Raw genomic sequence first — 19,479 nt, forward strand, 5'->3', positions numbered from 1 at the left:
GCGCGCAGCCGGGCCGCAGCATTTTCAGAAACCGCCCCAGTCATTTTCCGGGGCCAGACATTTGAGGCGTTCATGGCGAATTCCGCCGCAGGCAACTCGCGCCTGCCCCTGCCCGTCGTGCTGGCGTTTTCCTCCACGGCCTTGCCCATCGCCGCCATCGGCCTGGTCATGGCGGTCTATCTGCCGCGGTTCTTCGCCGGCCAACTCGGGCTGTCGCTGGCCGCGGTCGGCCTCGCCTTCACCATCGTGCGGCTGATCGACTTGGCCATCGACCCGCTGCTGGGCATGGCCATGGACCGCACCCGCAGCCGGATCGGCCGCTACCGGCCCTGGCTGCTGATCGGCGGTCCGATCGTCATGCTCGCCGCCTACATGCTGTTCATGGCGCAGCCCGGGATCACCGAGACCTACCTGGTCGGCTGGCTGCTGGTGCTCTATCTGGGCGTCTCGATCCTGACCCTGTCCCAGGCCGCCTGGGGCGCGTCGCTGGCCACCGACTATCACGATCGCTCGCGCGTCTACGGCGTGATCCAGGCGGTCGGCGTGATCGGCGCGGTGCTGATCCTGCTGCTGCCTCTGGCGCTCGGCAAGGCCGGCGAGGGCGTCAATGGCGTCCACGCCATGGGCTGGTTCTGCATCCTGCTGATCCCGGTCACCCTCGCCCTCTGCACCCTGATCACCCCTGAGCGCGTCGCCCCCGAGGTGAACACCAAGGAACAGGTCACCCTGCGCGACTACTGGGACCTGGTCCGCCGTCCGGAAATGGCCCGCCTGATCTTCGCCGACCTGTTCATGGCTCTCGGCCCGGGCACCACCGCGGCCCTCTACCTGTTCTTCTTCCACGACGCCCGCGGCTACAGCACCCAGCAGACCGGCGTCCTGCTGGTCTTCTTCATCGGCGCAGGCCTGGTCGGCGCCATGTTCTGGGGCTGGCTGGCCCAGAAGATCGGCAAGCACCGCGCCCTGATCGTCTCGGCCGTGGCCTACGCCGTCACTCAGGCGGCGCTGATGATCATCCCGCCGGCGACCATGAGCCTGGCCATCCCCGGCATGTTCTCGGTCGGCTTCGTCTCCTCGGCCTTCGTGCTGATCGTCCGCGCCATGGTCGCCGACGTCGCCGACGAGGTCCGCCTGGAGACCGGCAAGGAACGGGTCGGCCTGCTCTACGCCCTGGTCACCACCACCCAGAAGATCGGCTCGGCCATCACCGTCGGCATCAGCTTCACCGTCCTGGACCTGGTCGGCTACAACGCCGCCGAGGGCGCCGCGAACACCCCCGAGGCGATCCGCGGCCTGGAACTCTGCTACGTCTTCGCCCCGATCATCCTGGTGTTCTTCGGCGGCGCGGCCTTCATCGGCTGGAAGCTCGACGCCAAGCGCCACGCCGAGGTCCGCCGTCAGCTCGACGAGCGCGACGCCCTGGCGGCTGAAGCTGGCCTGCTGCAAACGGTCAGCGGCGTCGGTCTGGCGACCGACACGCCGCGCTAGGGGGACAGATGCTCCCCCACTGGGGGAGCTGTCAGCCACATGGCTAACTGAGGGGGACCGGATCGAGAGCCGTCCCCCTCCGTCGTCCCTTCGGGACGCCACCTCCCCCAAAGAGGGGAGGCTCTACGAAGGCCCTACCCCAGCGCCTTCGCCGCGGCGATGAACGCCTTGGCCGAAGCGCTGCCCGGGTCGACCGCCACCAGCGGCCGGCCCGCGTCGCAGGCCTCGCGTAGCGCCATCTCCAGCGGGATCTCCGCCAGCACCGGCACGCCCAACTTGGCAGCTTCCGCCTTAGCCCCGCCGGAGCCGAAGATCGGGATCGGCGTCCCCGTGGTCGGATCGGCGAAATAGGCCATGTTCTCGATCACGCCGAGGATCGGGGTCGCGGTCTTGCGGAACATCGAGGCCGCCCGCCGCGCGTCGATCAGCGCAATCTCCTGAGGCGTGGAGACGATCACCACCCCGTCGATCTTCATCTTCTGGATCAGGGTCAGCTGGATGTCGCCGGTCCCCGGCGGCAGATCGACCACCAGCAGGTCCAGCGGCTCGGCCTCCGAACCCCAGGCCACGTCGTTCATCATCTGGCGCACGGCGGACGAGGCCATCGGCCCGCGCCAGATCATCGGCGCGCCCTCGTCGACCAGGAAGCCGATCGACATCACCTTCAGCCCCCAGGCCTCCAGCGGCTGCAGCTTGCCGTCGACAAAGGCCGGCTGCTCGTCGACGCCCAGCATCCGCGGCGCCGAGGGGCCATAGACGTCGGCGTCCAGCAGCCCCACCCGCAGGCCCTGGGCGGCGAAGGCGGCGGCCAGGTTGACCGAGATGGTCGACTTGCCCACCCCGCCCTTGCCGCTGGCCACGGCGATCACCCGGCGCACATGGGCCGGCCGCGCGGCGTCGGCCGGCGGAGCCGGCGCGGCCTGCGGGTCCTGCGCCAGCCGCGCGCCCTTGCGGACTCGGGTCACGCCTTCGGCAGGAGGGGCCGCGGCCGCATGTTCGGAGGTCAGCACCACCTGGGCCTTGGCGACGCCGGGCACGGCCGACAGCGCCGCCTGGGCCTCGTCGCGCACCGGCGCGTACATCGCCGTCTCGCTGACAGCCACTTCCAGCATGAAACCGGCGCGGCCCGGGCCCAGCGTCAGCCCACGGACAAGCCCCGCGGCCGCCAATCCCTTGCCGGTCTTCGGATCAACTACGCGATCCAGGGCTGCGATCACCGCGTCGCGGTCGGGGATTGTCGGATCCATACGGCCCTTTGTCTTGCTTTAACGCCTGCTGGGCCACATATCCGGCTCATAGCGCCGGTTTACAAGCCCAGGCTCGGGCTGACGACGCGGCCGCGCCGAAACGAAAGCAAGACGACGCGACCATGCCTTGGAACGACAACGCAAACCCCGGCCCTTGGGGTTCGCCGCCGCCCAATGAGGGCAACGGCGACAAGAAGCCCGGACCCCGCCGACCGCTCGGCGGCGGAGGCGGCGGCCCTCGTGGTCCGCGCCGCCCGGAAGGCCCTGAACTGAACGCCGCCTTTGAGCGCCTGCAACGGCAGCTCCGCGACTTCTTCGGCGGCGGCCCCGGCGGTGATGGAATCCGTCCGGCCGCGATCGCCGCGGTCGCCGGCGTCGGCTTCGGCCTCTGGGCGCTGTCCGGCGTCTACATCGTCCAGCCCAACGAGCAGGCCGTGGTCACCACCTTCGGCGCCTATTCGCGCTCCGAGGGCCCTGGTTTCCGCTACCACCTGCCCACGCCGATCGAACGCGTCGAGAAGGTGCCGGTCACCAGCCTCAACCGCCTCGACATCGGTGGGACGCCCGACAACGACATGCCCGAGGAAAGCCTGATGCTGACGGGCGACGAGAACATCGTCGACCTCGACTTCAGCGTCACCTGGCGAGTGGCCGACGCCAGCCGCTACCTCTTCACCCTGCGCGATCCCGACGTGTCGGTGAAGGCCGCCGCCGAGAGCGCCATGCGCGAGGTGGTCGGCAAGTCCGAACTGCAGCCGATCCTCACCACCGGCCGCGGCGTGATCCAGAACCAGACCGCCGAACTGATGCAGCGGACCTTGGATTCCTGGGGCTCAGGCATCAGCGTGGTGGAAGTCCAGATCCGTTCGGCCAACCCGCCCCAGGAAGTGGCCGCCGCATTCCGCGACGTGAACAGCGCCAGCCAGGACCAGGAATCGGCCCGCAACGAGGCCAACACCTACCGCAACCGGGTAATCAACGAGGCCAAGGGCGACGCGTCGAAGCTGATCCAGTCGGCCCAGGGCTATCGCGAACAGGCTGTGCGCGAAGCGACCGGCGACGTGGCCCGCTTCAACCAGATCTACAACGAGTACCGTCGCGCCCCCGGCGTGACCAAGGACCGGCTCTACATCGAGACCATGCAGCGCGTGCTCGCCAACTCCAACAAGGTCGTCATCGACGGCAAGGGCGCCAGCGCCCCGATCATCCTGCCGCCTGACGTCTTCCGTCCGCGCACCAGCGCCTCGCGCACCGCTCCGGCCGAGGTCGCCGCCCCGGCGCCCGCCGCGCCCGCACCTGCTCCGGGAGCTGGCCGATGAACCGCAGCCTCGCCGTCCTAGGCGTCATCGTCGCGGTCATTCTGATCGTCCTGTCCCAGACCTTCTTCATCGTCGACCAGCGCAAGCAGGCCGTCGTCATTCGCCTTGGCGAACCAGTCCGCGTGATCAACGCCCCGGGTGATCCGTCGCCCGGCCTGAAGGTGAAGGTCCCGTTTGCCGAGAACGTCGTGCTGTTCGACAAGCGCAACCTCGCCATCGAGGCCGCCAAGGAAGAGATCACCGCCTCCGACCAGAACCGCCTGGTTGTCGACGCCTTCGTCCGCTACCGCATCTCCAACCCGCTGCAGTACTACCGCACCCTGCGCGACGAACAGACCGCCAGCGACCGCATCGAGCGGCTGGTGAACTCTTCGCTCCGTCAGGTGCTCGGCTCGGCGACCCAGAACGACATCATCTCCGGCCGCCGCGAGGCGCTGCTGGCCCAGACCAAGGCTGACGTCGCCGCGCGCGCCAAGTCCTCGCGCCTGGGTATCGAGATCATCGATGTGCGGATCAAGCGCGCCGACTACCCGGCCCAGATCCAGGAGTCGGTCTATCGCCGCATGCAGACCAGCCGCCAGCAGGAAGCCGCCCGCATCCGCGCCCAAGGCGAGCAGGAGAAGCGCGAGATCATCGCCTCCGCCGATCGTGAAGTGGCCATCACCCTGGCCACCGCCCGCGAGCAGGCCGAAACCACTCGCGGTGAAGGCGACGCGGTGCGGACCCGCCTGTTCGCCCAGGGCTTCGGCAAGGACCCGGCCTTCGCCTCGTTCTACCGCTCGATGCAGGCCTACGAGGCCTCCCTCGGCCAGGGCGACACCACCATGGTGCTCTCTCCCGACAGCGCCTTCTTCAAGTACTTCGAACGCGGTCCCAACGCCCGTTAGGCCCTTGCCAAAGCTCGTGCTTCCAGCCCTCGCGCACACGCCCTCGTTCATCGAGGCGATGCGCGAGGGCTACTCGCGCGACACTCTGCGTCCCGAGACGCCCGAGAGCATCGCCGGGGTCGAAGCCGACCCGGCCGCACTGATCCACGGCCTGCTCAATCCGCCGACCACCATCACCCTGCCGGACGGCAGTCCCGGCGCGGCCGTGCCCTCGACCACCCTCTGGTATGTCGAGGGCGACCAATTCCTCGGCTCGATCAATATCCGTCATCACCTGAACGAGAACCTCGAACAGGTCGGCGGCCATATCGGCTACGTGGTCCGCCCTTCGGCCCAGGGCAAAGGCCACGCCAGCGCCATGCTCGCCGACGCGCTCGACTACATCCGCGCCAACCTCCCGCTGAAGGAGGTGTTGCTGACCGTCAATGCGCTCAACCCCGCCTCCATCCGCGTGATCGAGAAGAACCGGGGCAAGTTCGCCAAGGCCGCCCCGCACATCTGGCATCAGGGCGAAACCGCCCTGCACTACTGGATCGAGCTCTAGGCCGCCGTTCGCTGCGGCGAGCGCACATGTGCCGCAGCGCCGGCAACGGAACCAAGCTGCGCCTTGGCCGCTATCGGTCGGGTTAAACCCGGAGAGGGCCATGCGCACCCAACAGCTCCTCTACGCCGCGGCCGGCGTCGTCATCCTGCTGATGCTGATCCTGCTTGCGATCGGCCTTTCCCATGGCGACGAGGACGGGTCCGCTCCGGCCCGCGGATCGACCAGCTTCGTGGGCGCGGTCGAGCGCGCCCAGGCCGCCACCGTGATGATCACGGTGTCCGGCTCCAGCGGGTCGGACGAGCACATGCAGATGGGCTCCGGCTTCGTCGTCAGCGCCGACGGCCTGGTGGTCACCGCCGCGCATGTCACCGGCGGCCTGCCAGTGGTCAATGTGATCTTTGACGACGGCAGCGTCGCTCGCGCCGAGCTGATCGGGCTCGATGAACCGGCCGACGTCGCTGTGTTCCGCACGACCCCCGGCAAGCAGCTGGTGTCGCTCGGCTTCGCCGACAGCAATCAGGTGAAGGCCGGTCAGCCGGTGGTGCTGATGGGCGCGCCCTACGGCCTGATGGGCAGCGCCGCCTCGGGCATCGTCTCGGCGGTCAATCGCCAGGTTGGCGTCCCGCAGGACGACGAGGATCGCTTCGCCCAGGGCGCCCTGCGCGGCCCGGTGAAGGCCTTCATCCAGATCGACACCGCCCTCACCGCGGGCGGCTCCGGCGGTCCGCTGCTCAACAGCGCCGGACAGGTGATCGGCATGGCCAGCGCCCGCGAGACCCGCGGCGACCCTGGCGCTGGCATCGCCTTCGCCATCCCGTCGAACGTGGTGAAGGACGCCGTCGAGCGCTTCAAGCTGACGCCTGCGGCGCCGAGCGGACAACAGCCTAGCGCGAGGCCCTGATCAGCGCCTCGACCTCGTGCAGATCGGCGGCGATCCGCACGCAGAGCGACTGCATCTCCTCGGTCGGGTCCAGCAGGTCGGGGACCATGATGGTCATCATCCCGGCCGCTGAAGCCGCGCGCACGCCGTTGTGGCTGTCCTCCAGCGCCAGGCACTGGTCGGGCGCGATCCCCAGGCGCTCGGCGGCGGTCAGGAACGGGTCCGGGTTCGGCTTGCCGCGCGCGTAGTCGCCGCGTGCGACGACCGCATGGAAGCGGGGAATGATCCCGCTGCGCCCGAGATGGGACTCCACCGCGCGATGGCTGGACGAGGTGGCGATCGCCCGTGGCAGCGCCAGTTCATCGAGATGGTCGAGCAGTTCCAGAACCCCGGCCTTCAATGCCACGCCGGCCGCGCAGGCGGCATCGACATGTTCCCTGACCCGCGTGTTGAAGAGGTCGATCGGGAATTCGGCCCCGAAGTGGTCGAGCACCTTCTGATTGCTCGACGGTCCCGGCAGCCCGATCATGCTTCTGAACAACGACATCGGCATGTCGTGGCCGTGCTCGGCCGCGGTGGCGATCATCGCGTCGCGATAGACCACCTCGGTGTCGCAGAGCAGGCCGTCCATGTCGAAGACGACGGCTTTCGGAGCGCGGGGCAAACTCATCGCGCGGCTTGTAGCCGCCCGCGTGGCCCGCGGACAATCAAACCCGGCTTCAGTCCGTTACGAACTCGTCGGCGCGATAGCCCTGGAAGTACAGCAGCGCCGTCAGGTCGGCCTTGTCGACCTTGGCGTCGGCCTGGGCCGCGACAATCGGCTTGGCGCGATAAGCGACGCCGAGGCCGGCGGCCTCGATCATCGCCAGGTCGTTGGCGCCGTCGCCCACGGCCAGCGTCTCGGCCAGGGTGATCCCCATGGCCGCGGCCTCTTCCTGCAGCGCCGCCAGCTTGGCCTCGCGGCCGAGGATCGGCTCGCCGACCGTACCGGCGAGGACATCGCCGGCCTCGTGCAGGGTGTTGGCGCGGTTGGCCGCGAAGCCTGCCGCCAGGGCGACACGCGAGGTGAAGAAGGTGAAGCCGCCGGAGACCAGCACCGCGCGGCCGCCATTGGTCGCCATCGTGCGCACCAGGGTCCGGGCGCCGGCGTTCAGCCGCACGCGCTCGTCATAGGCCCGCTGCAGGTCGCCCAGTGGCAGGCCCTTCAGCATCGCCACCCGCTCGCGCAGCGCGCCCTCGAAATCCAGCTCGCCGCGCATCGCCCGTTCGGTGATCTGCGAGACCTGCGCCTTCACCCCGGCGAAGTCGGCCAGCTCGTCGATGCATTCGCAGCCGATGATGGTCGAATCCATGTCGGCCAGCAGCAGCCGCTTCCGGCGGCCGTTCCAGGGCTGGGCGCAGACGTCCACCGGCCAGTTCGCCAGCGCCGTCTCGGCCGCGGCGCGCACCGGGGCGATGGCCTCGGCCTCGACCAGCAGATCCACCGCGCCGTCGCCGAGGATGCGGGGCTCCTTGACGCGGGCGTGCGCGCCTGCGAGCGCTGGGGTCAGGGTGGCGACGGCGAGCGCCGCCGCATCTGAATCGGGACCGACAAGGGTAAGAGCGATCTGCATGGAGCCCCGCATCTGGCTGATCGCCGGGCCGACGGCAAGCGGCAAGTCGGCCCTGGCCCTGCGACTCGCGCGGGAGATCGGCGCCGAGATCGTCAACGCCGACGCCCTGCAGCTCTATGCGGACCTGCGGCTGCTGACCGCCCGCCCCTCGATCGAGGAGGAGGGCCAGGCCCCGCACCACCTGTTCGGCACGGTCGACGCCGCCGAGGGCTGGTCCGTCGGCCGCTGGCTGCGCGCCGCCCTGGCTGAGCTCCACGAGATCGCCGCGCGGGGCCGCCCGGCCGTGGTGGTCGGCGGCACCGGCCTCTATTTCCGCGCCCTGACCCATGGCCTGGCCGAAGTGCCGGACACCCCGGCGGAGATCCGCGCCGAGACCGCCGCCGAGTTCGATGCCATGGGCGAGGCCGCCTTCCGCGCGCGGCTGGCCAAGGCCGATCCTGCCGCCGAGGCGCGCATCTCCCCCGCCGACCGCCAGCGCCTGACCAGGGCCTGGGAGGTGTTCGCCGCCACCGGCCGCTCGCTCACCGACTGGCAGGCCCGCACCGATCCGGCCCTGCCGCCCGGCGCCTGGCGGGCGGTCGCGCTCGAGCCCCCGCGCCCGGCCCTGTTCGCCCGCTGCGACGCCCGGCTCGAGTTCATGGTCCGCGAAGGGGCGCTCGAAGAGGTCGCCGCCCTCGCCGCGCGCGGCCTAGATCCGAGCCTGCCGGCCATGAAGGCGGTCGGCTATCGCGAGCTCGCCGCCGTCGTCGCCGGGGAGGCCAGCCTGTCGGCAGGTTTGGAGAAGGCGCAGCAGGAAACCCGCCGATACGCCAAGCGCCAGTCCACTTGGCTTCGCGGTCAGATGGCCGACTGGCCGCGCCTCGACGCTGAGGGCCAGGAGGACCAGTGGAGGCAGTTTATTGCGCAGTCCCCCGCCTTGACGGGGTGATCGGGGCATGGCATGAGCGCTGCTGACTTCATTTGGAGAATGCTCGTGCGTGAGCTTCTTGTACTCCCTGTGCGACCTCTCGCGGACTGACAGCTCGTCGGCCCGCTAAAGGTCGCTCGCCCAGGCCCCTCGAGGGCCTTTTTTATTGCCGAAATTCAAGGCCTTCCGAAAATGTCCGCCCACCAGACGATTGCTGCCGATACGACGATAGAGACCCTGACGGGCGCCGAGATCGTGGTCCGCGCCCTCATCGACCAGGGCGTCGAAGTGCTGTTCGGCTATCCGGGCGGGGCGGTGCTCCCGATCTATGACGCGCTGTTCGAGGAAAAGCGCCTGCAGCACGTCCTGGTCCGCCACGAGCAGGGCGCGACCCACGCCGCCGAGGGTTACGCGCGCTCGACCGGCAAGCCCGGCGTGGTCCTGGTCACCTCCGGCCCCGGCGCGACCAACGCCATCACCGGCATCGTCGACGCCCTGATGGACTCCATTCCGATGGTCGTGTTCACCGGCCAGGTCGCCACCCACCTGATCGGCACCGACGCCTTCCAGGAGTGCGATACGATCGGCATCACCCGGCCGATCACCAAGCACAACTACCTGGTCAAGGACGTGGCCGACCTGCCGCGGATCATCCACGAGGCCTTCCACATCGCCACCTCCGGCCGTCCGGGTCCGGTGGTCATCGACATCCCCAAGGACGTCCAGTTCTCCAAGGGCGTCTACAAGGGCCCCAACGAGGTCGTCCACGCGCACAACTACAAGCCGCGCACCAAGGGCGAGCCCTCGCGGATCGCCGAGGCCGTGGCGCTGATCGCCGGCGCCCGCCGCCCGATCCTCTATACCGGCGGCGGCGTCATCAACGCAGGCCCCAAGGCCGCCGAACTGCTGCGTGAGTTCGCCAAGCTGACCGGCGCGCCGGTCACCTCGACCCTGATGGGCTTGGGCGCCTTCCCGGCCTCCGACCCCGCCTGGCTCGGCATGCTCGGCATGCATGGCAGCTTCGAGAGCAACAACGCCATGCACGACTGCGACGTCATGGTGGCGATCGGCGCGCGCTTCGATGACCGGGTCACCGGCCGTCTTGATGCCTTCGCCCCCGGCTCGAAGAAGATCCACATCGACATCGACGCCTCGTCGATCAGCAAGAACGTCCGCGCCGATATCGGCATCGTCGGCGACGCCGCCAGCGTGCTGGAGGACATGATCGCAGTCTGGAAGTCGCGGAACCTGTCGACCGACAAGGCGGCCCTGGACGATTGGTGGCGGCAGATCGAGGCTTGGCGCGCCCGGCAGTCGTTCCGCTATCGTCCCGACGCCAAGCTGATCAAGCCACAGTACGCCATCGAGCGCCTGTACGAGCTGACCAAGGACCGCGAGACCTACATCACCACCGAGGTCGGCCAGCACCAGATGTGGGCCGCCCAGTATTACCATTTCGACCAGCCGAACCGCTGGATGACGTCCGGCGGCCTGGGCACCATGGGCTATGGCCTGCCGGCCGCGGTCGGTGTGCAGATGGCCCATCCGGACGCCCTGGTCATCGACATCGCCGGCGACGCCTCGGTGCAGATGACCATGCAGGAAATGTCGACGGCCATTCAGTACGACCTGCCGATCAAGATCTTCATCCTCAACAACGAATGGATGGGCATGGTCCGCCAGTGGCAGCAGCTGCTGCACGGCGAGCGCTACAGCCACTCCTATTCGTCGAGCCTGCCGGACTTCGTGAAGATGGCCGAGGCGTTCGGCGGCGTCGGCATCCGCGCCGAGCATCCGGACGAACTGGACGACAAGATCCGCGAGATGATCGCCTCGCCCAAGCCGGTGCTGTTCGACTGCCGGGTCACCAAGGAAGAGAACTGCTTCCCGATGATCCCGTCCGGCAAGGCCCACAACGAGATGATCATGGCCGAGGAAGCCCGCGACCTCGGCTCGATCATCGACGACGCCGGCAGGCGGCTGGTCTAGGACCAGCCGCGAGCGCGCCTAGAACGACGTCGACAGCGCCAGCCGGTAGCGGCGCGGTTCGGAATAGACCAGCGTCTCGGATGCGTTCGCCTGCCAGCTGTAGTCGTCGAAGACGTTCAGCAGTTGGCCGCGGAGCGTGAAGCTGCGCGCGTCGACCTTGAAGCGATAACGGAACCCCAGGTCCACCACGGCGGAGCCGTCCAGAACGAGCGGGCGGCTCACGGAAGACCGGCCGAGCATCTCGTCATTGACCTCCACCCGCATGTCGAGGCTGAGGTCCGGCGTCTGGCGGGGGCGATATTCGACACCGCCGATCGCTCGCCACTTCGGGGTTCCCACCGGTTGCGAGGCCTGCAGGCGCGCCTCGACCCGAGGCCCGGCGATCGACGGGTCCATCACGTAGCCGCCCAGCAGGATGTTCAGCCCCGGCAGCGGCTCACCGGTCAGCGAAGCCTCGACGCCGCGATGACGCACTCGCCCCGACAGGCCGTACGCGCCGGTGATCGGATCGATCGCGGCGGCCGGCTTCTCGATGTTGAAAGCCGTCACATAGAGGCGGGTCTTTCGCCCGGTCTCGAGGCGAAGCCCGATCTCGGACTGATCGGAGAGGATCGGCGGCAAGATGGTGTTTCGGTTCGTCGCGCTGGCCGGCGCCACGCCGCCCTCCTCCATGCCGCGGGAAATGGAGGCGTAGGCTGTGAGCCGATCGGTCAGCGGCGCCGAGAGGCTGGCGTTGTAGAGCCAGGTCTGGCTTCCGGCCTCGCTGAGCTGGCCTGCGCGCAGGCTGGTGGTCTGGTAGTCGGCGCGCAGCACCCCTAATCGGAGGCTTTGGCCGCTCGCCAGCTTGAGGCCGTAGCTTGCCCCAAGGCCCCATTGATCGACACTGCTCCGGTCGTGCGCCTCCCCCGTCAGCTGCGGGCGCGCAACCTGGAGCGCGCCCGTCTGGACGTTCGCCGCGCCAAGATCGACCACCTGTTCGCCGCCGATCTTTGCGCGGGTCGCGCGGCCGCGGGCCGTCACCAACAGCTCGTTCTGCCCCCAGGACCAGTCCGGCCGCCAGGTGAGCCGCAGCTCGCCCGAGTTGGTCTCGGTGCTTTGCTCGGGCGCGGCCACGACCCGGGCCAGCCCGTCCCCGGCCGGGCCGATCTCGGTGTAGAAATGGGTGAAGGCGGCGTCGGGAAGACTTGCCGAATAGAAAAGGGCGGCCGCCGCGTTCAGATCAGGCGTGATTTCGCCCTCATAGATCGCGCCGCCCAGGCGATTGCGGCCCTTCTCCTGCGCCCAGGTTTGTCCAAGAAAGCGCTGCCGCTCCACATTCGCCGGCGGCTCGCCGCCCGCGGGCGAGAACCGAACCGCGCCTAATCTCTCATAGCCAAACTCGACGCCAAGCAACCTCAAGGCATGGCCGTCGGCGAGCGAAATGCGAGGCGTGAGCCCGATCAGGTAGCTGCGGCCCTCGCCGCCCTGAAAGTCGTTCTCGTCAGGCGCCAGGACCAGCACGCCGGCCGCTCCCCATTGCGCGTCCGCCGATTGCCCAGACGCCAGGATTTCCAGTCGCGGTCGATGATAGGTGTCCAGCGTCAGCGTCGCGGTGCTGGCCCCGTTCGCAGGCTCGCGGATCTGATGGTCGATGAGGCCCGAGGGGCCAGGGAAAGACGTGTCGGTCGCCGACAGGCCCACCAGGACATCGGTGCGGCGCATGAGCGGGCTGTTCGTGCCGCCGCTCCGCGCGAAATAGTAGCCGCCGATCCGATAATTGCCCGCCGCTTCCAGGGCGAACCCGCGGACCTTTCTGTCGTCATAGAGGCCGATGCTCTCGTCGCCGCTCCGATAGCCGTAGGCGCTACGCGCTTCCCCAACCACGGAGGTCTGGGCCGCGGCGTCGCCGGCAGCCGCCAGGGTCGCCGCCAGCAGCGAAATGGAAACAAGTCTGTACATGGTCGCCCCTTCGACAAAGGGCGCGCCATAGTGTGGTCGAGCTTGCGGGAATTCTCGTTTCTTGCGCTCGAAACGTCCGTGCGACGAACCCGGCCGGGAACGGGCCCGAACCGCGCGAGCCCCTGCTCATGGTGAAGGAAGGGCCCCGCGCCGCCGTCGGTCTAGCTGTAGAAGAACCGCTCCTCGGCGATCTTGCCGTCCTTGATCGTGTAGAGCCCGACCTCATCCATCTGCATGCGGTTGCCGGTTTCCTTCTGGGTGAGATCCATCTTGAACCGCACCGCGAACTGGTCGCCGTTGACGTAGGGGCCTTCGACTTCCGTCGAATGGATCTCGTGGGCGTTGTTCCACCATTCGCCCTTGCCGCGCAGGGCGTCCTTGCCGCGCATCTGGGCCATGTCGCCGGGCATCGCCTCGACGCTCAAGACGTCGTCGGCCCAGTACTTCTCGCCTGCCTCGTCGAACTTGCCCGCCTTGCAGAGGGCCACCAGGTCGTTGGCGATGTCTTGCGTGCTCATCACTGTCGTCTCCGGGGGTTGGCCGATCGGCCAGTTCCGAAAAACTCGGTCACCAAACAGCGTTCTGCGCAAGTGAAATGTTTATGATTTGTTCTAACACGTTCGCCAGTCGCGGCTTGCCCCCCGCCCCTGCTTGTGACACCTCGTCGGCGACCGACGTTTAGAGAGCCCGCATGTCCGACGCCCAGCCCGCCTCCGTCTACGACCTCAGCCATGCCGAGGAAGCCGAGAACCTGGCCACCTTCGCGATCCTGGTGGAGAACGAACCGGGCGTCCTGCACCGCCTCGTCGGGCTGTTCGCCGCCCGCGGCTACAACATCGAGAGCCTGACCGTCGCCGAAACCGACCGCCGGGCCCACACCAGCCGGGTCACCATCGTCACCCGCGGCGCGCCGCACGTGCTCGAACAGATCGAGGCCCAGCTGGAGAAGATGGTCGCCACGCGCCACGTTCAGGACGTGACCCGCGACCCCAACGGCCTCGAACGCGAGTTGGCCCTGGTGAAGGTCAAGGGGACCGGCCCGGAACGGGTGGAGGCCCTGCGCATCGCCGACATCTTCCGGGCCAAGGTGCTCGACACCACAATCGACAGCTTCATCTTCGAACTGACCGGGGCCTCGACGAAGATCGACAAGTTCGTCGAGCTGATGCGGCCGCTCGGCCTTGTGGAACTCTCGCGCACAGGCGTGCTTTCCATCACCAGGGGCGCTGACGCCATGTGAGGAGGAACATGTGGTCCGCCTAGCTGCGACCATCTGCTGCCTGCTCAGCCTCTCCCTTCCGGCCCTGGCCCAGCCCCAGCCCGCTGAACCCCCTTCCAGCCTCGACTGGCCCTGGCCGTCCCCGGACCCAAAATCCTGGTGGGATGACAAGTGGCCCGTCCCGGACGAAGCCGCCGATCCCCTGGCCGGGCGCCGCCTTGGCCGCGGCGACCGTCTGCCCGTGATCGGCAACGGCTACGATCCGCTTCTGTACCGCCTGTGGGGCTTGCCGCCGCTGCAGAACCAGATCCTGCGCCCCGGCGAGATGATCCTTGAGGTGGCCGTGCGGCCGGCGACCTCCGCCCGCCAGACGCTGATCCGCACCACCGTCCGACGCGACGGCAAGACCTTCGTCCAGGCCCGCGCCGGCCTGGGCTGTTGCGAACCGGGCATCGCCCGCCGCGTGGGTTTCGATATCGAGGCGCCGGAAGGGACCGCCGCGCGGCTGGAGCGCCTTCGTGATGATCCGCTCTGGGACTCGCCGCGGGACGTACGGGTCGACGAGGGTTCCGGCGCGGCCGACGCGCTCTGCGTCGATGGCGCCTCCTATGACCTGACCTTGGTGGTTCCCGGTCAGGCGCGTTCCGTTCGGCGCGCCTGCGACAGCGCCGAGATCGGCCAAGCGGCGGACGTGCTGGAAGCGGCGTTCGGCCTGGCGCTCGGGCACGAACCGCGCATTGACGTGATCTGGCCGGGCGGGCCGAGCTTTGCGACGGCCCGCGCGGCGTATCAGCAACTGATCGCCGGCGGAGGCCGGCTGAAGCCCGCGCCGTTTGCGCGTCCCCAACCGCCGGACCGTCGGCCGCCCTCGACCGAGGGCGAACCGCCTAGACCCTTTCCGGTTCAGGCAGAACCTGAACCGGACAACAAGGGTCTATCTTCATGAACTTAGAGCGTGACGGTCGCTTCAATCGGCTTCCACCTGAAGCTGTGACGCTCTAGCGAAGTACGTTGAAGCGATAGAGCACCCCGCCGATGATCGCTCCGATCACCGGCGCGACGAAGAACAGCCAGAGTTGCGCCAGCGCCTGTCCCCCGACCAGCATCGCCGGGCCGAAGCTGCGGGCCGGATTGACGGACACGCCCGTCACCTGAATGCCGACGATGTGGATGACCGCCAGGGTGATGCCGATGGCGAGACCAGCGAAGCCCGCCGGTGCGGCGGTGGACGTCGAGCCCAAGATCACGATGACGAACAGCGCCGTCATCACCACCTCGAAAATCAGCGCCGACTGCATCGAGAACTCGCCGTTGTAGCCAGGTCCCCAGCCGTTCTGGCCAAGGCCGTTCGCCATGCCGGCGATCGCAGCGAGAATGCCGGCCCCGACCAGGGCGCCGAGGAACTGCGCGATCCAGTAGAGCCCCATGTCGCGGGCGCTCATTCGTCCCGCAATGAATACCGCCAGGCTGACCGCCGGATTGACATGACAGCCCGAGATCGAGCCGATCCCATAGGCCATCGCCACGATGGCGAAGCCAAACGCCAGGGCGATGCCGAGTTGGCCGACGTTGTCTCCACCAAGCACCGCCGCGCCGCAACCGAAGAGCACAAGCGTAAGCGTACCGATAAACTCAGCTACGAACTTTTGCATTAGAGCCTCCCGTGATCAGGCGAGGCTAACTCATGGTTGAGCGCTGAGATAGCGCACTATCGGCGCCGCGCCGGGAACCAACTAGCCAAGCGCTACCTTAAGAGATTCTAGCGCCGCTGGTTCCCCTACTAGGTACTATTGCCCAGTTGGACTTCCTGTTCGGAGATGGGACGACTGGAGACTGCGCCCTCGCAAGGAGACAAGATGTACAAGCACCTGCTCATCACCACCGATGGCTCGGAAGTCGCCCAGAAGGGGATCGACCACGGACTGGGCTTGGCCAAGAGTCTCGGCGTCCCGGCGACGATCCTGACGGTGACCGAACCCTTCCCGGTCTATGCGATGGGCAGCAGCTATGTGCCGCTCGAGTTCGCCGACTACGACAACGTGCAGAAGGAGTTCGCCGAAAAGGTCCTGGGCGCGGCTCAGAAGGCGGCGGAGGCCGCCGGCGTGACGGTGACGACCTTGCACGTGCCCAACAGCCAACCCGCCGACGCGATTGTCGAAACGGCCACGTCCCGCGGCTGCGATCTCATCGTCATGGCCTCGCATGGTCGCCGCGGCCTGGGACGTCTGATGCTGGGCAGCCAGACTTCGGAGGTCGTGGCGAACGCCAAGCTTCCGGTGCTGGTCGTCCGCTAGGCGGCCTCGACGGCCGCTTGCCGGGCGGCGATCACGTTTCGCCGCGCCACGCTGTGGAAGATCGCATACTGAGCCGCGAACAGCGCGATCTTGGAGACCGTCGACCAGATCGCCATCGTGGTGGCGGCCGTCCGGGCGTCTAGGGTGAAGGCGACGGCCAGGTTCAGCGCTGCGCTGAAGAACATCAGCGCGGCCCACACGTAGCCAGCGACCATCAGATAGCCCTCTGGAATACGGCCATGGGCCTGGGGCGGCATGTAGCGCGTCATCCAGCCCCGCTGCAGCATCGCCGCCCCGATCGCCGCATAGATGATGGTCGGCTTGATCAGGATGAAGCGGGCGTCGTGGGTGAGCAGAGTCGCCCCGCCCATCACGACCACCAAGGCCAGGCTGGTCCACTGCATCGGAGCGATCTTGCGCCCGCGGGCCATCATGAAGGCGACCTGGGCGACCCCCAGGCCGATTCCCACGCCCGTCGCCAAGGCCACGTCGCCGGTGGCGGCCAGCGCGCCGTAGAAGACAAGGGTCGCCGCCATGTCGATCAGCAGCGGACGGACGGCGTGAAAGAGAGGGCTCATGGTGTCGGGCTCCAGCGATCTGAACTCGCGCAAAGCCTAGCGGCGTAAGGGCATGGACCGTGAACCCGCCCACGCAGCGGCGGTGGCCGCTCGCGTAATGGGGCTGTTCGCTCGCGCTTCGTGAGCGGCGTTCTGCTCGTCGCTCACCGGAAGTTCTTCAAAATCAGACGCCGCCCCCCTATATTGGGAGGGTCAGGGTTCGCCCTGACTATGGAGATAAACGCGCACGTAATAAGCGGACTGGACCCGGGTGCGATTCCCGGCGGCTCCACCAATCTTCCCCGGTCGTTATCGCCGGAAAGCATGGGGCCGATCAGCATCGACAGACGTCTAAAGGTGTTGCTTTCTCTCGGCTTGGCCCACCGTTTCGGGCTTTAAACTAAATGCGAACGATAACTTCGCTGAAGAAGTCCGTCTGGCCGCGTAAGCGGTTCGATAGATTTCGACCTAAACTCCTAGCGTCTTAGCAGCGCTAGGCGGGGCCGGGAGGGGGCCTTGCAACAGAACCCCTCCACCTTCACCCTCAAAATGCCTGAGATTCAGCGTCTTCTCTCACGCGAGCCGCCTTGCGCGCGCCCGCCGAAACGCTACCCTCCGCCGCACGCTTAGTACCCCCGGAGTTTCGATGGCCCAGGACCCGCCGGCCCAAGATCAGATGCACTACGAAGCCATGGCCCAAGAGGCCCTGCGCGGCGTGGTGAAGGCCGCGCTGAAGCGCGCCGCGGCGCCGGAAGGCCTGCCGGGCGCCCATCATTTCTACATCACCTTCAAGACCGAGGCGCCCGGCGTCTCCGGTCCCAACGATCTGCTGTCGAAATATCCGGACGAGATGACCATCGTCCTGCAGCACCAGTACTGGGACCTCGCCCCGGGCGAGACCTTCTTCTCGGTGACGCTGAAGTTCGGCGGCCAGCCAAAGCGGATGTCTGTGCCCTACGCGGCCGTCACTCGTTTCTACGACCCCAGCGTCCAGTTCCTGCTGCAGTTCGAGTCGCCCGCGGCCAACACCGCCAGCCTGCCCGCCGCCGAGCCGGCGCCGGACGCGCCAGATCCGGATCCCAACGCGCCGAACGTCGTCTCCCTCGACACCTTCCGGAAGAAGTGAGCCTCGTGACCGACGTCGCGCCCGAACCCGAAGTCCTGACCGACGAAGCGATCCTGGCCCGTTTCCAGCGTTCAAAGAACCAGCCCACCGGATCCCAGACCCTCGGCTTCCGCATCGTCGCGGTCAGCCAGGCGGAGAAGTCGGTCGAGGTGGAGTTCGACGCCAAGCCAGAACTGCTCCTGAACCCGATGAAGCAGGTCCAGGGCGGCTATCTCTGCGCCATGCTGGACGAATGCATGTCGGTGGCCTGCATGGTCGCCTCGGGCATGACCCATGTGGCGCCGACCGCCGAGATGAAGACCACCTTCTTCCGCCCCGCCGCCCCCGGCAAGCTGAAGGGGATCGGCAAGGTGGCCAAGTGGGGCCGCACCATCGCCTTCACGGAGGGCGAGCTCTACGACGCCGACGGACGGCTGCTGGCCAAGGCGACCGGCACCGCAGTCCCCACCCCATTCCAGCGCTACAAGGCCTAAGATGTTTGGGCGCGCAGGCATCGTCGGCGCGTTCCTGTTTTCCCTGCTGTGGTGGGCCTCGCCCACCCTGGCCGCCAGCCCCTTCGATGACTGGGCCGCGGTCGTTGTGGCCGGCGATTTCCACGGCAGCAATGGCGGGCCGACAGAGGTGTTCGACAACGCCCGGCGCGACGTCTCCAAGGAGTTGCAGCGCATCGGCTTCTCGCCGGACAACATGGCTCAGTTCTCGGTGCGGCCGACGCGCTACAAGGACAAGCCGCTGAAGTCCGATCCGCGCGCCATCTACGAGACGCTGGGTCAGCTCTCCACCAAGGCGCGTTCCGGGTGCCTGATCTATTTCACCTCCCACGGCGCGCCACAGGGCGTGCTCATCGACCAGCAGATCCTGACCCCTGGCATCCTCGGCCTGATCCTGGACTCCACCTGTCAGAACCGGCCGACCGTGGTGATCATGTCGGCGTGCTTCTCGGGCGTGTTCGTCCGCCCGCTGGCCCAGCCGAACCGGATGATCCTGACCGCCGCGCGGCCGGACCGCACCTCGTTCGGCTGCGGAGCCGACAACATCTACCCGTTCTTCGACGACTGCGTTCTGAAGTCGGCTCCCGCGTCCACGGACTTCGCGACCCTGGCCAGCGCGGTGAAGAGTTGCGTCGCTCTGCGAGAGATCGCCGAGGGCATGAAGCCGCCCTCGGAACCGCAGATTTGGATCGGCGGCGAACTGCGCCCGATGCTGCCGCTCTACGCCTTCCCAACCGGGCCTCCGAAGGGCGATTGAGGTTCATCCCCAAGGCCTCATCGTCGCAGGCTGCAACCGCTCTAGCGCCCTCGGCTTGCGGCGCCCTACAAAGAGACTCGTGGGGCAATTGGGCTAGCGGGTTTCGTCCATGCGATTGATCTTCAAGGCTGCCTTCGCGGCTGCGCTCGCCTGCTCGGCGACGACGGCGCTGGCTCAGGAGGCTGCGGCGCCTGCCGCCCCGCCGCCGACGCCTGCTCCGGCC

The 19,479-nt window shown here is 67.9% G+C and carries 20 protein-coding genes and 1 other RNA gene; 14 read left to right on the forward strand and 7 right to left on the reverse strand.

The window, feature by feature from the left end:
* Positions 1 to 72: 72 nt before the first annotated feature.
* Positions 73 to 1,488: an MFS transporter gene (locus AC1DQJ_RS09780; protein WP_477602665.1), complete on the forward strand. Its 1,416-nt coding sequence runs from the start codon at positions 73 to 75 to the stop codon at positions 1,486 to 1,488.
* Between the two features lie 134 nt (positions 1,489 to 1,622).
* Here the strand turns inward: AC1DQJ_RS09780 and AC1DQJ_RS09785 are convergent, their stop codons facing one another.
* A complete protein-coding gene (locus tag AC1DQJ_RS09785) occupies positions 1,623 to 2,735 on the reverse strand; it encodes an Mrp/NBP35 family ATP-binding protein (protein WP_477602667.1) in 1,113 nt (370 codons plus the stop codon).
* Positions 2,736 to 2,857: 122 nt separating this feature from the next.
* Between AC1DQJ_RS09785 and hflK the strand changes: the two genes are divergently transcribed.
* The 4 genes from hflK to AC1DQJ_RS09805 all read left to right on the forward strand — a co-directional run bounded on the left by hflK (position 2,858) and on the right by AC1DQJ_RS09805 (position 6,386).
* On the forward strand, positions 2,858 to 4,054 hold the full coding sequence (gene hflK, locus AC1DQJ_RS09790) for an FtsH protease activity modulator HflK (RefSeq protein WP_477602669.1): 1,197 nt from the start codon (positions 2,858 to 2,860) through the stop codon (positions 4,052 to 4,054).
* The gene (gene hflC, locus AC1DQJ_RS09795; protein WP_477602671.1) at positions 4,051 to 4,941 is read left to right on the forward strand and encodes a protease modulator HflC; all 891 of its coding nucleotides are present in this window, start codon (positions 4,051 to 4,053) and stop codon (positions 4,939 to 4,941) included. The genes hflK and hflC overlap by 4 nt, the downstream gene beginning before the upstream one ends.
* Positions 4,942 to 4,957: 16 nt before the next feature.
* Positions 4,958 to 5,485 carry a GNAT family N-acetyltransferase gene (locus tag AC1DQJ_RS09800; protein WP_477602673.1) on the forward strand — a complete coding sequence of 176 codons (528 nt, stop codon included), beginning with the start codon at positions 4,958 to 4,960 and terminating at the stop codon, positions 5,483 to 5,485.
* Between the two features lie 100 nt (positions 5,486 to 5,585).
* Positions 5,586 to 6,386 carry a S1C family serine protease gene (locus AC1DQJ_RS09805; RefSeq protein ID WP_477602674.1) on the forward strand — a complete coding sequence of 267 codons (801 nt, stop codon included), beginning with the start codon at positions 5,586 to 5,588 and terminating at the stop codon, positions 6,384 to 6,386.
* Here AC1DQJ_RS09805 and AC1DQJ_RS09810 read toward each other — a convergent pair.
* Complete coding sequence (locus AC1DQJ_RS09810) at positions 6,370 to 7,035, reverse strand: HAD family hydrolase (protein ID WP_477602676.1); 666 nt, start codon at positions 7,033 to 7,035, stop codon at positions 6,370 to 6,372. The two genes, AC1DQJ_RS09805 and AC1DQJ_RS09810, sit on opposite strands and share 17 nt — an antisense overlap.
* A 49-nt stretch (positions 7,036 to 7,084) precedes the next feature.
* Entirely contained in the window at positions 7,085 to 7,978 is an 894-nt protein-coding gene (serB, locus tag AC1DQJ_RS09815) for a phosphoserine phosphatase SerB (protein WP_477602678.1), read from the reverse strand.
* Between serB and miaA the strand changes: the two genes are divergently transcribed.
* Positions 7,977 to 8,906 carry a tRNA (adenosine(37)-N6)-dimethylallyltransferase MiaA gene (miaA, locus tag AC1DQJ_RS09820; RefSeq protein ID WP_477602680.1) on the forward strand — a complete coding sequence of 310 codons (930 nt, stop codon included), beginning with the start codon at positions 7,977 to 7,979 and terminating at the stop codon, positions 8,904 to 8,906. The two genes, serB and miaA, sit on opposite strands and share 2 nt — an antisense overlap.
* A gap of 171 nt (positions 8,907 to 9,077) precedes the next feature.
* Positions 9,078 to 10,874, forward strand: coding sequence for an acetolactate synthase 3 large subunit (locus AC1DQJ_RS09825; RefSeq protein ID WP_477602682.1), 1,797 nt, complete (start codon positions 9,078 to 9,080; stop codon positions 10,872 to 10,874).
* A gap of 18 nt (positions 10,875 to 10,892) precedes the next feature.
* Here AC1DQJ_RS09825 and AC1DQJ_RS09830 read toward each other — a convergent pair whose 3' ends face one another.
* Positions 10,893 to 12,812, reverse strand: coding sequence for a TonB-dependent receptor domain-containing protein (locus AC1DQJ_RS09830; RefSeq protein ID WP_477602684.1), 1,920 nt, complete (start codon positions 12,810 to 12,812; stop codon positions 10,893 to 10,895).
* Between the two features lie 161 nt (positions 12,813 to 12,973).
* Entirely contained in the window at positions 12,974 to 13,330 is a 357-nt protein-coding gene (locus AC1DQJ_RS09835) for a SnoaL-like domain-containing protein (protein ID WP_477602686.1), read from the reverse strand.
* A gap of 173 nt (positions 13,331 to 13,503) precedes the next feature.
* Here AC1DQJ_RS09835 and ilvN point away from each other — a divergent pair, with 173 nt between their 5' ends.
* Positions 13,504 to 14,052 (forward strand): acetolactate synthase small subunit, encoded by a 549-nt coding sequence (gene ilvN / locus AC1DQJ_RS09840; RefSeq protein ID WP_477602688.1) that lies wholly within the window; start codon positions 13,504 to 13,506, stop codon positions 14,050 to 14,052.
* Positions 14,053 to 14,062: 10 nt separating this feature from the next.
* Entirely contained in the window at positions 14,063 to 14,977 is a 915-nt protein-coding gene (locus tag AC1DQJ_RS09845; RefSeq protein WP_477602690.1) for a hypothetical protein, read from the forward strand.
* Between the two features lie 52 nt (positions 14,978 to 15,029).
* On the opposite strand, the gene AC1DQJ_RS09850 is transcribed toward AC1DQJ_RS09845, so the two are convergent.
* A complete protein-coding gene (locus AC1DQJ_RS09850) occupies positions 15,030 to 15,683 on the reverse strand; it encodes an aquaporin (RefSeq protein WP_477602692.1) in 654 nt (217 codons plus the stop codon).
* A gap of 204 nt (positions 15,684 to 15,887) precedes the next feature.
* Here AC1DQJ_RS09850 and AC1DQJ_RS09855 point away from each other — a divergent pair, with 204 nt between their 5' ends.
* Entirely contained in the window at positions 15,888 to 16,325 is a 438-nt protein-coding gene (locus AC1DQJ_RS09855; RefSeq protein WP_477602694.1) for a universal stress protein, read from the forward strand.
* Here AC1DQJ_RS09855 and AC1DQJ_RS09860 read toward each other — a convergent pair.
* Complete coding sequence (locus AC1DQJ_RS09860; protein ID WP_477602696.1) at positions 16,322 to 16,903, reverse strand: inner membrane-spanning protein YciB; 582 nt, start codon at positions 16,901 to 16,903, stop codon at positions 16,322 to 16,324. The genes AC1DQJ_RS09855 and AC1DQJ_RS09860 overlap by 4 nt on opposite strands.
* A 152-nt stretch (positions 16,904 to 17,055) precedes the next feature.
* Between AC1DQJ_RS09860 and ssrA the strand changes: the two genes are divergently transcribed.
* The 4 genes from ssrA to AC1DQJ_RS09880 all read left to right on the forward strand — a co-directional run bounded on the left by ssrA (position 17,056) and on the right by AC1DQJ_RS09880 (position 19,256).
* Positions 17,056 to 17,419: a transfer-messenger RNA gene (gene ssrA / locus AC1DQJ_RS09865) on the forward strand.
* Positions 17,420 to 17,528: 109 nt separating this feature from the next.
* Positions 17,529 to 18,008, forward strand: coding sequence for an SspB family protein (locus AC1DQJ_RS09870; RefSeq protein WP_477602698.1), 480 nt, complete (start codon positions 17,529 to 17,531; stop codon positions 18,006 to 18,008).
* A gap of 5 nt (positions 18,009 to 18,013) precedes the next feature.
* Positions 18,014 to 18,481, forward strand: coding sequence for a PaaI family thioesterase (locus tag AC1DQJ_RS09875; protein ID WP_477602716.1), 468 nt, complete (start codon positions 18,014 to 18,016; stop codon positions 18,479 to 18,481).
* A gap of 1 nt (position 18,482) precedes the next feature.
* The gene (locus AC1DQJ_RS09880) at positions 18,483 to 19,256 is read left to right on the forward strand and encodes a C13 family peptidase (RefSeq protein ID WP_477602700.1); all 774 of its coding nucleotides are present in this window, start codon (positions 18,483 to 18,485) and stop codon (positions 19,254 to 19,256) included.
* Positions 19,257 to 19,479 lie beyond the last annotated feature (223 nt).

This window comes from Phenylobacterium sp. P4_E10 (assembly GCF_056401675.1).

Coding starts and splice junctions, on each gene's coding strand:
- AC1DQJ_RS09780 (WP_477602665.1), top strand. CDS start 73: ATGGCGAATTCCGCCGCAGGCAACTCGCGCCTGCCCCTGCCCGTCGTG.
- AC1DQJ_RS09785 (WP_477602667.1), bottom strand. CDS start 2,735: ATGGATCCGACAATCCCCGACCGCGACGCGGTGATCGCAGCCCTGGAT.
- hflK (WP_477602669.1), top strand. CDS start 2,858: ATGCCTTGGAACGACAACGCAAACCCCGGCCCTTGGGGTTCGCCGCCG.
- hflC (WP_477602671.1), top strand. CDS start 4,051: ATGAACCGCAGCCTCGCCGTCCTAGGCGTCATCGTCGCGGTCATTCTG.
- AC1DQJ_RS09805 (WP_477602674.1), top strand. CDS start 5,586: ATGCGCACCCAACAGCTCCTCTACGCCGCGGCCGGCGTCGTCATCCTG.
- AC1DQJ_RS09810 (WP_477602676.1), bottom strand. CDS start 7,035: ATGAGTTTGCCCCGCGCTCCGAAAGCCGTCGTCTTCGACATGGACGGC.
- miaA (WP_477602680.1), top strand. CDS start 7,977: ATGGAGCCCCGCATCTGGCTGATCGCCGGGCCGACGGCAAGCGGCAAG.
- serB (WP_477602678.1), bottom strand. CDS start 7,978: ATGCAGATCGCTCTTACCCTTGTCGGTCCCGATTCAGATGCGGCGGCG.
- AC1DQJ_RS09825 (WP_477602682.1), top strand. CDS start 9,078: ATGTCCGCCCACCAGACGATTGCTGCCGATACGACGATAGAGACCCTG.
- AC1DQJ_RS09830 (WP_477602684.1), bottom strand. CDS start 12,812: ATGTACAGACTTGTTTCCATTTCGCTGCTGGCGGCGACCCTGGCGGCT.
- AC1DQJ_RS09835 (WP_477602686.1), bottom strand. CDS start 13,330: ATGAGCACGCAAGACATCGCCAACGACCTGGTGGCCCTCTGCAAGGCG.
- ilvN (WP_477602688.1), top strand. CDS start 13,504: ATGTCCGACGCCCAGCCCGCCTCCGTCTACGACCTCAGCCATGCCGAG.
- AC1DQJ_RS09850 (WP_477602692.1), bottom strand. CDS start 15,683: ATGCAAAAGTTCGTAGCTGAGTTTATCGGTACGCTTACGCTTGTGCTC.
- AC1DQJ_RS09855 (WP_477602694.1), top strand. CDS start 15,888: ATGTACAAGCACCTGCTCATCACCACCGATGGCTCGGAAGTCGCCCAG.
- AC1DQJ_RS09860 (WP_477602696.1), bottom strand. CDS start 16,903: ATGAGCCCTCTCTTTCACGCCGTCCGTCCGCTGCTGATCGACATGGCG.
- AC1DQJ_RS09870 (WP_477602698.1), top strand. CDS start 17,529: ATGGCCCAGGACCCGCCGGCCCAAGATCAGATGCACTACGAAGCCATG.
- AC1DQJ_RS09880 (WP_477602700.1), top strand. CDS start 18,483: ATGTTTGGGCGCGCAGGCATCGTCGGCGCGTTCCTGTTTTCCCTGCTG.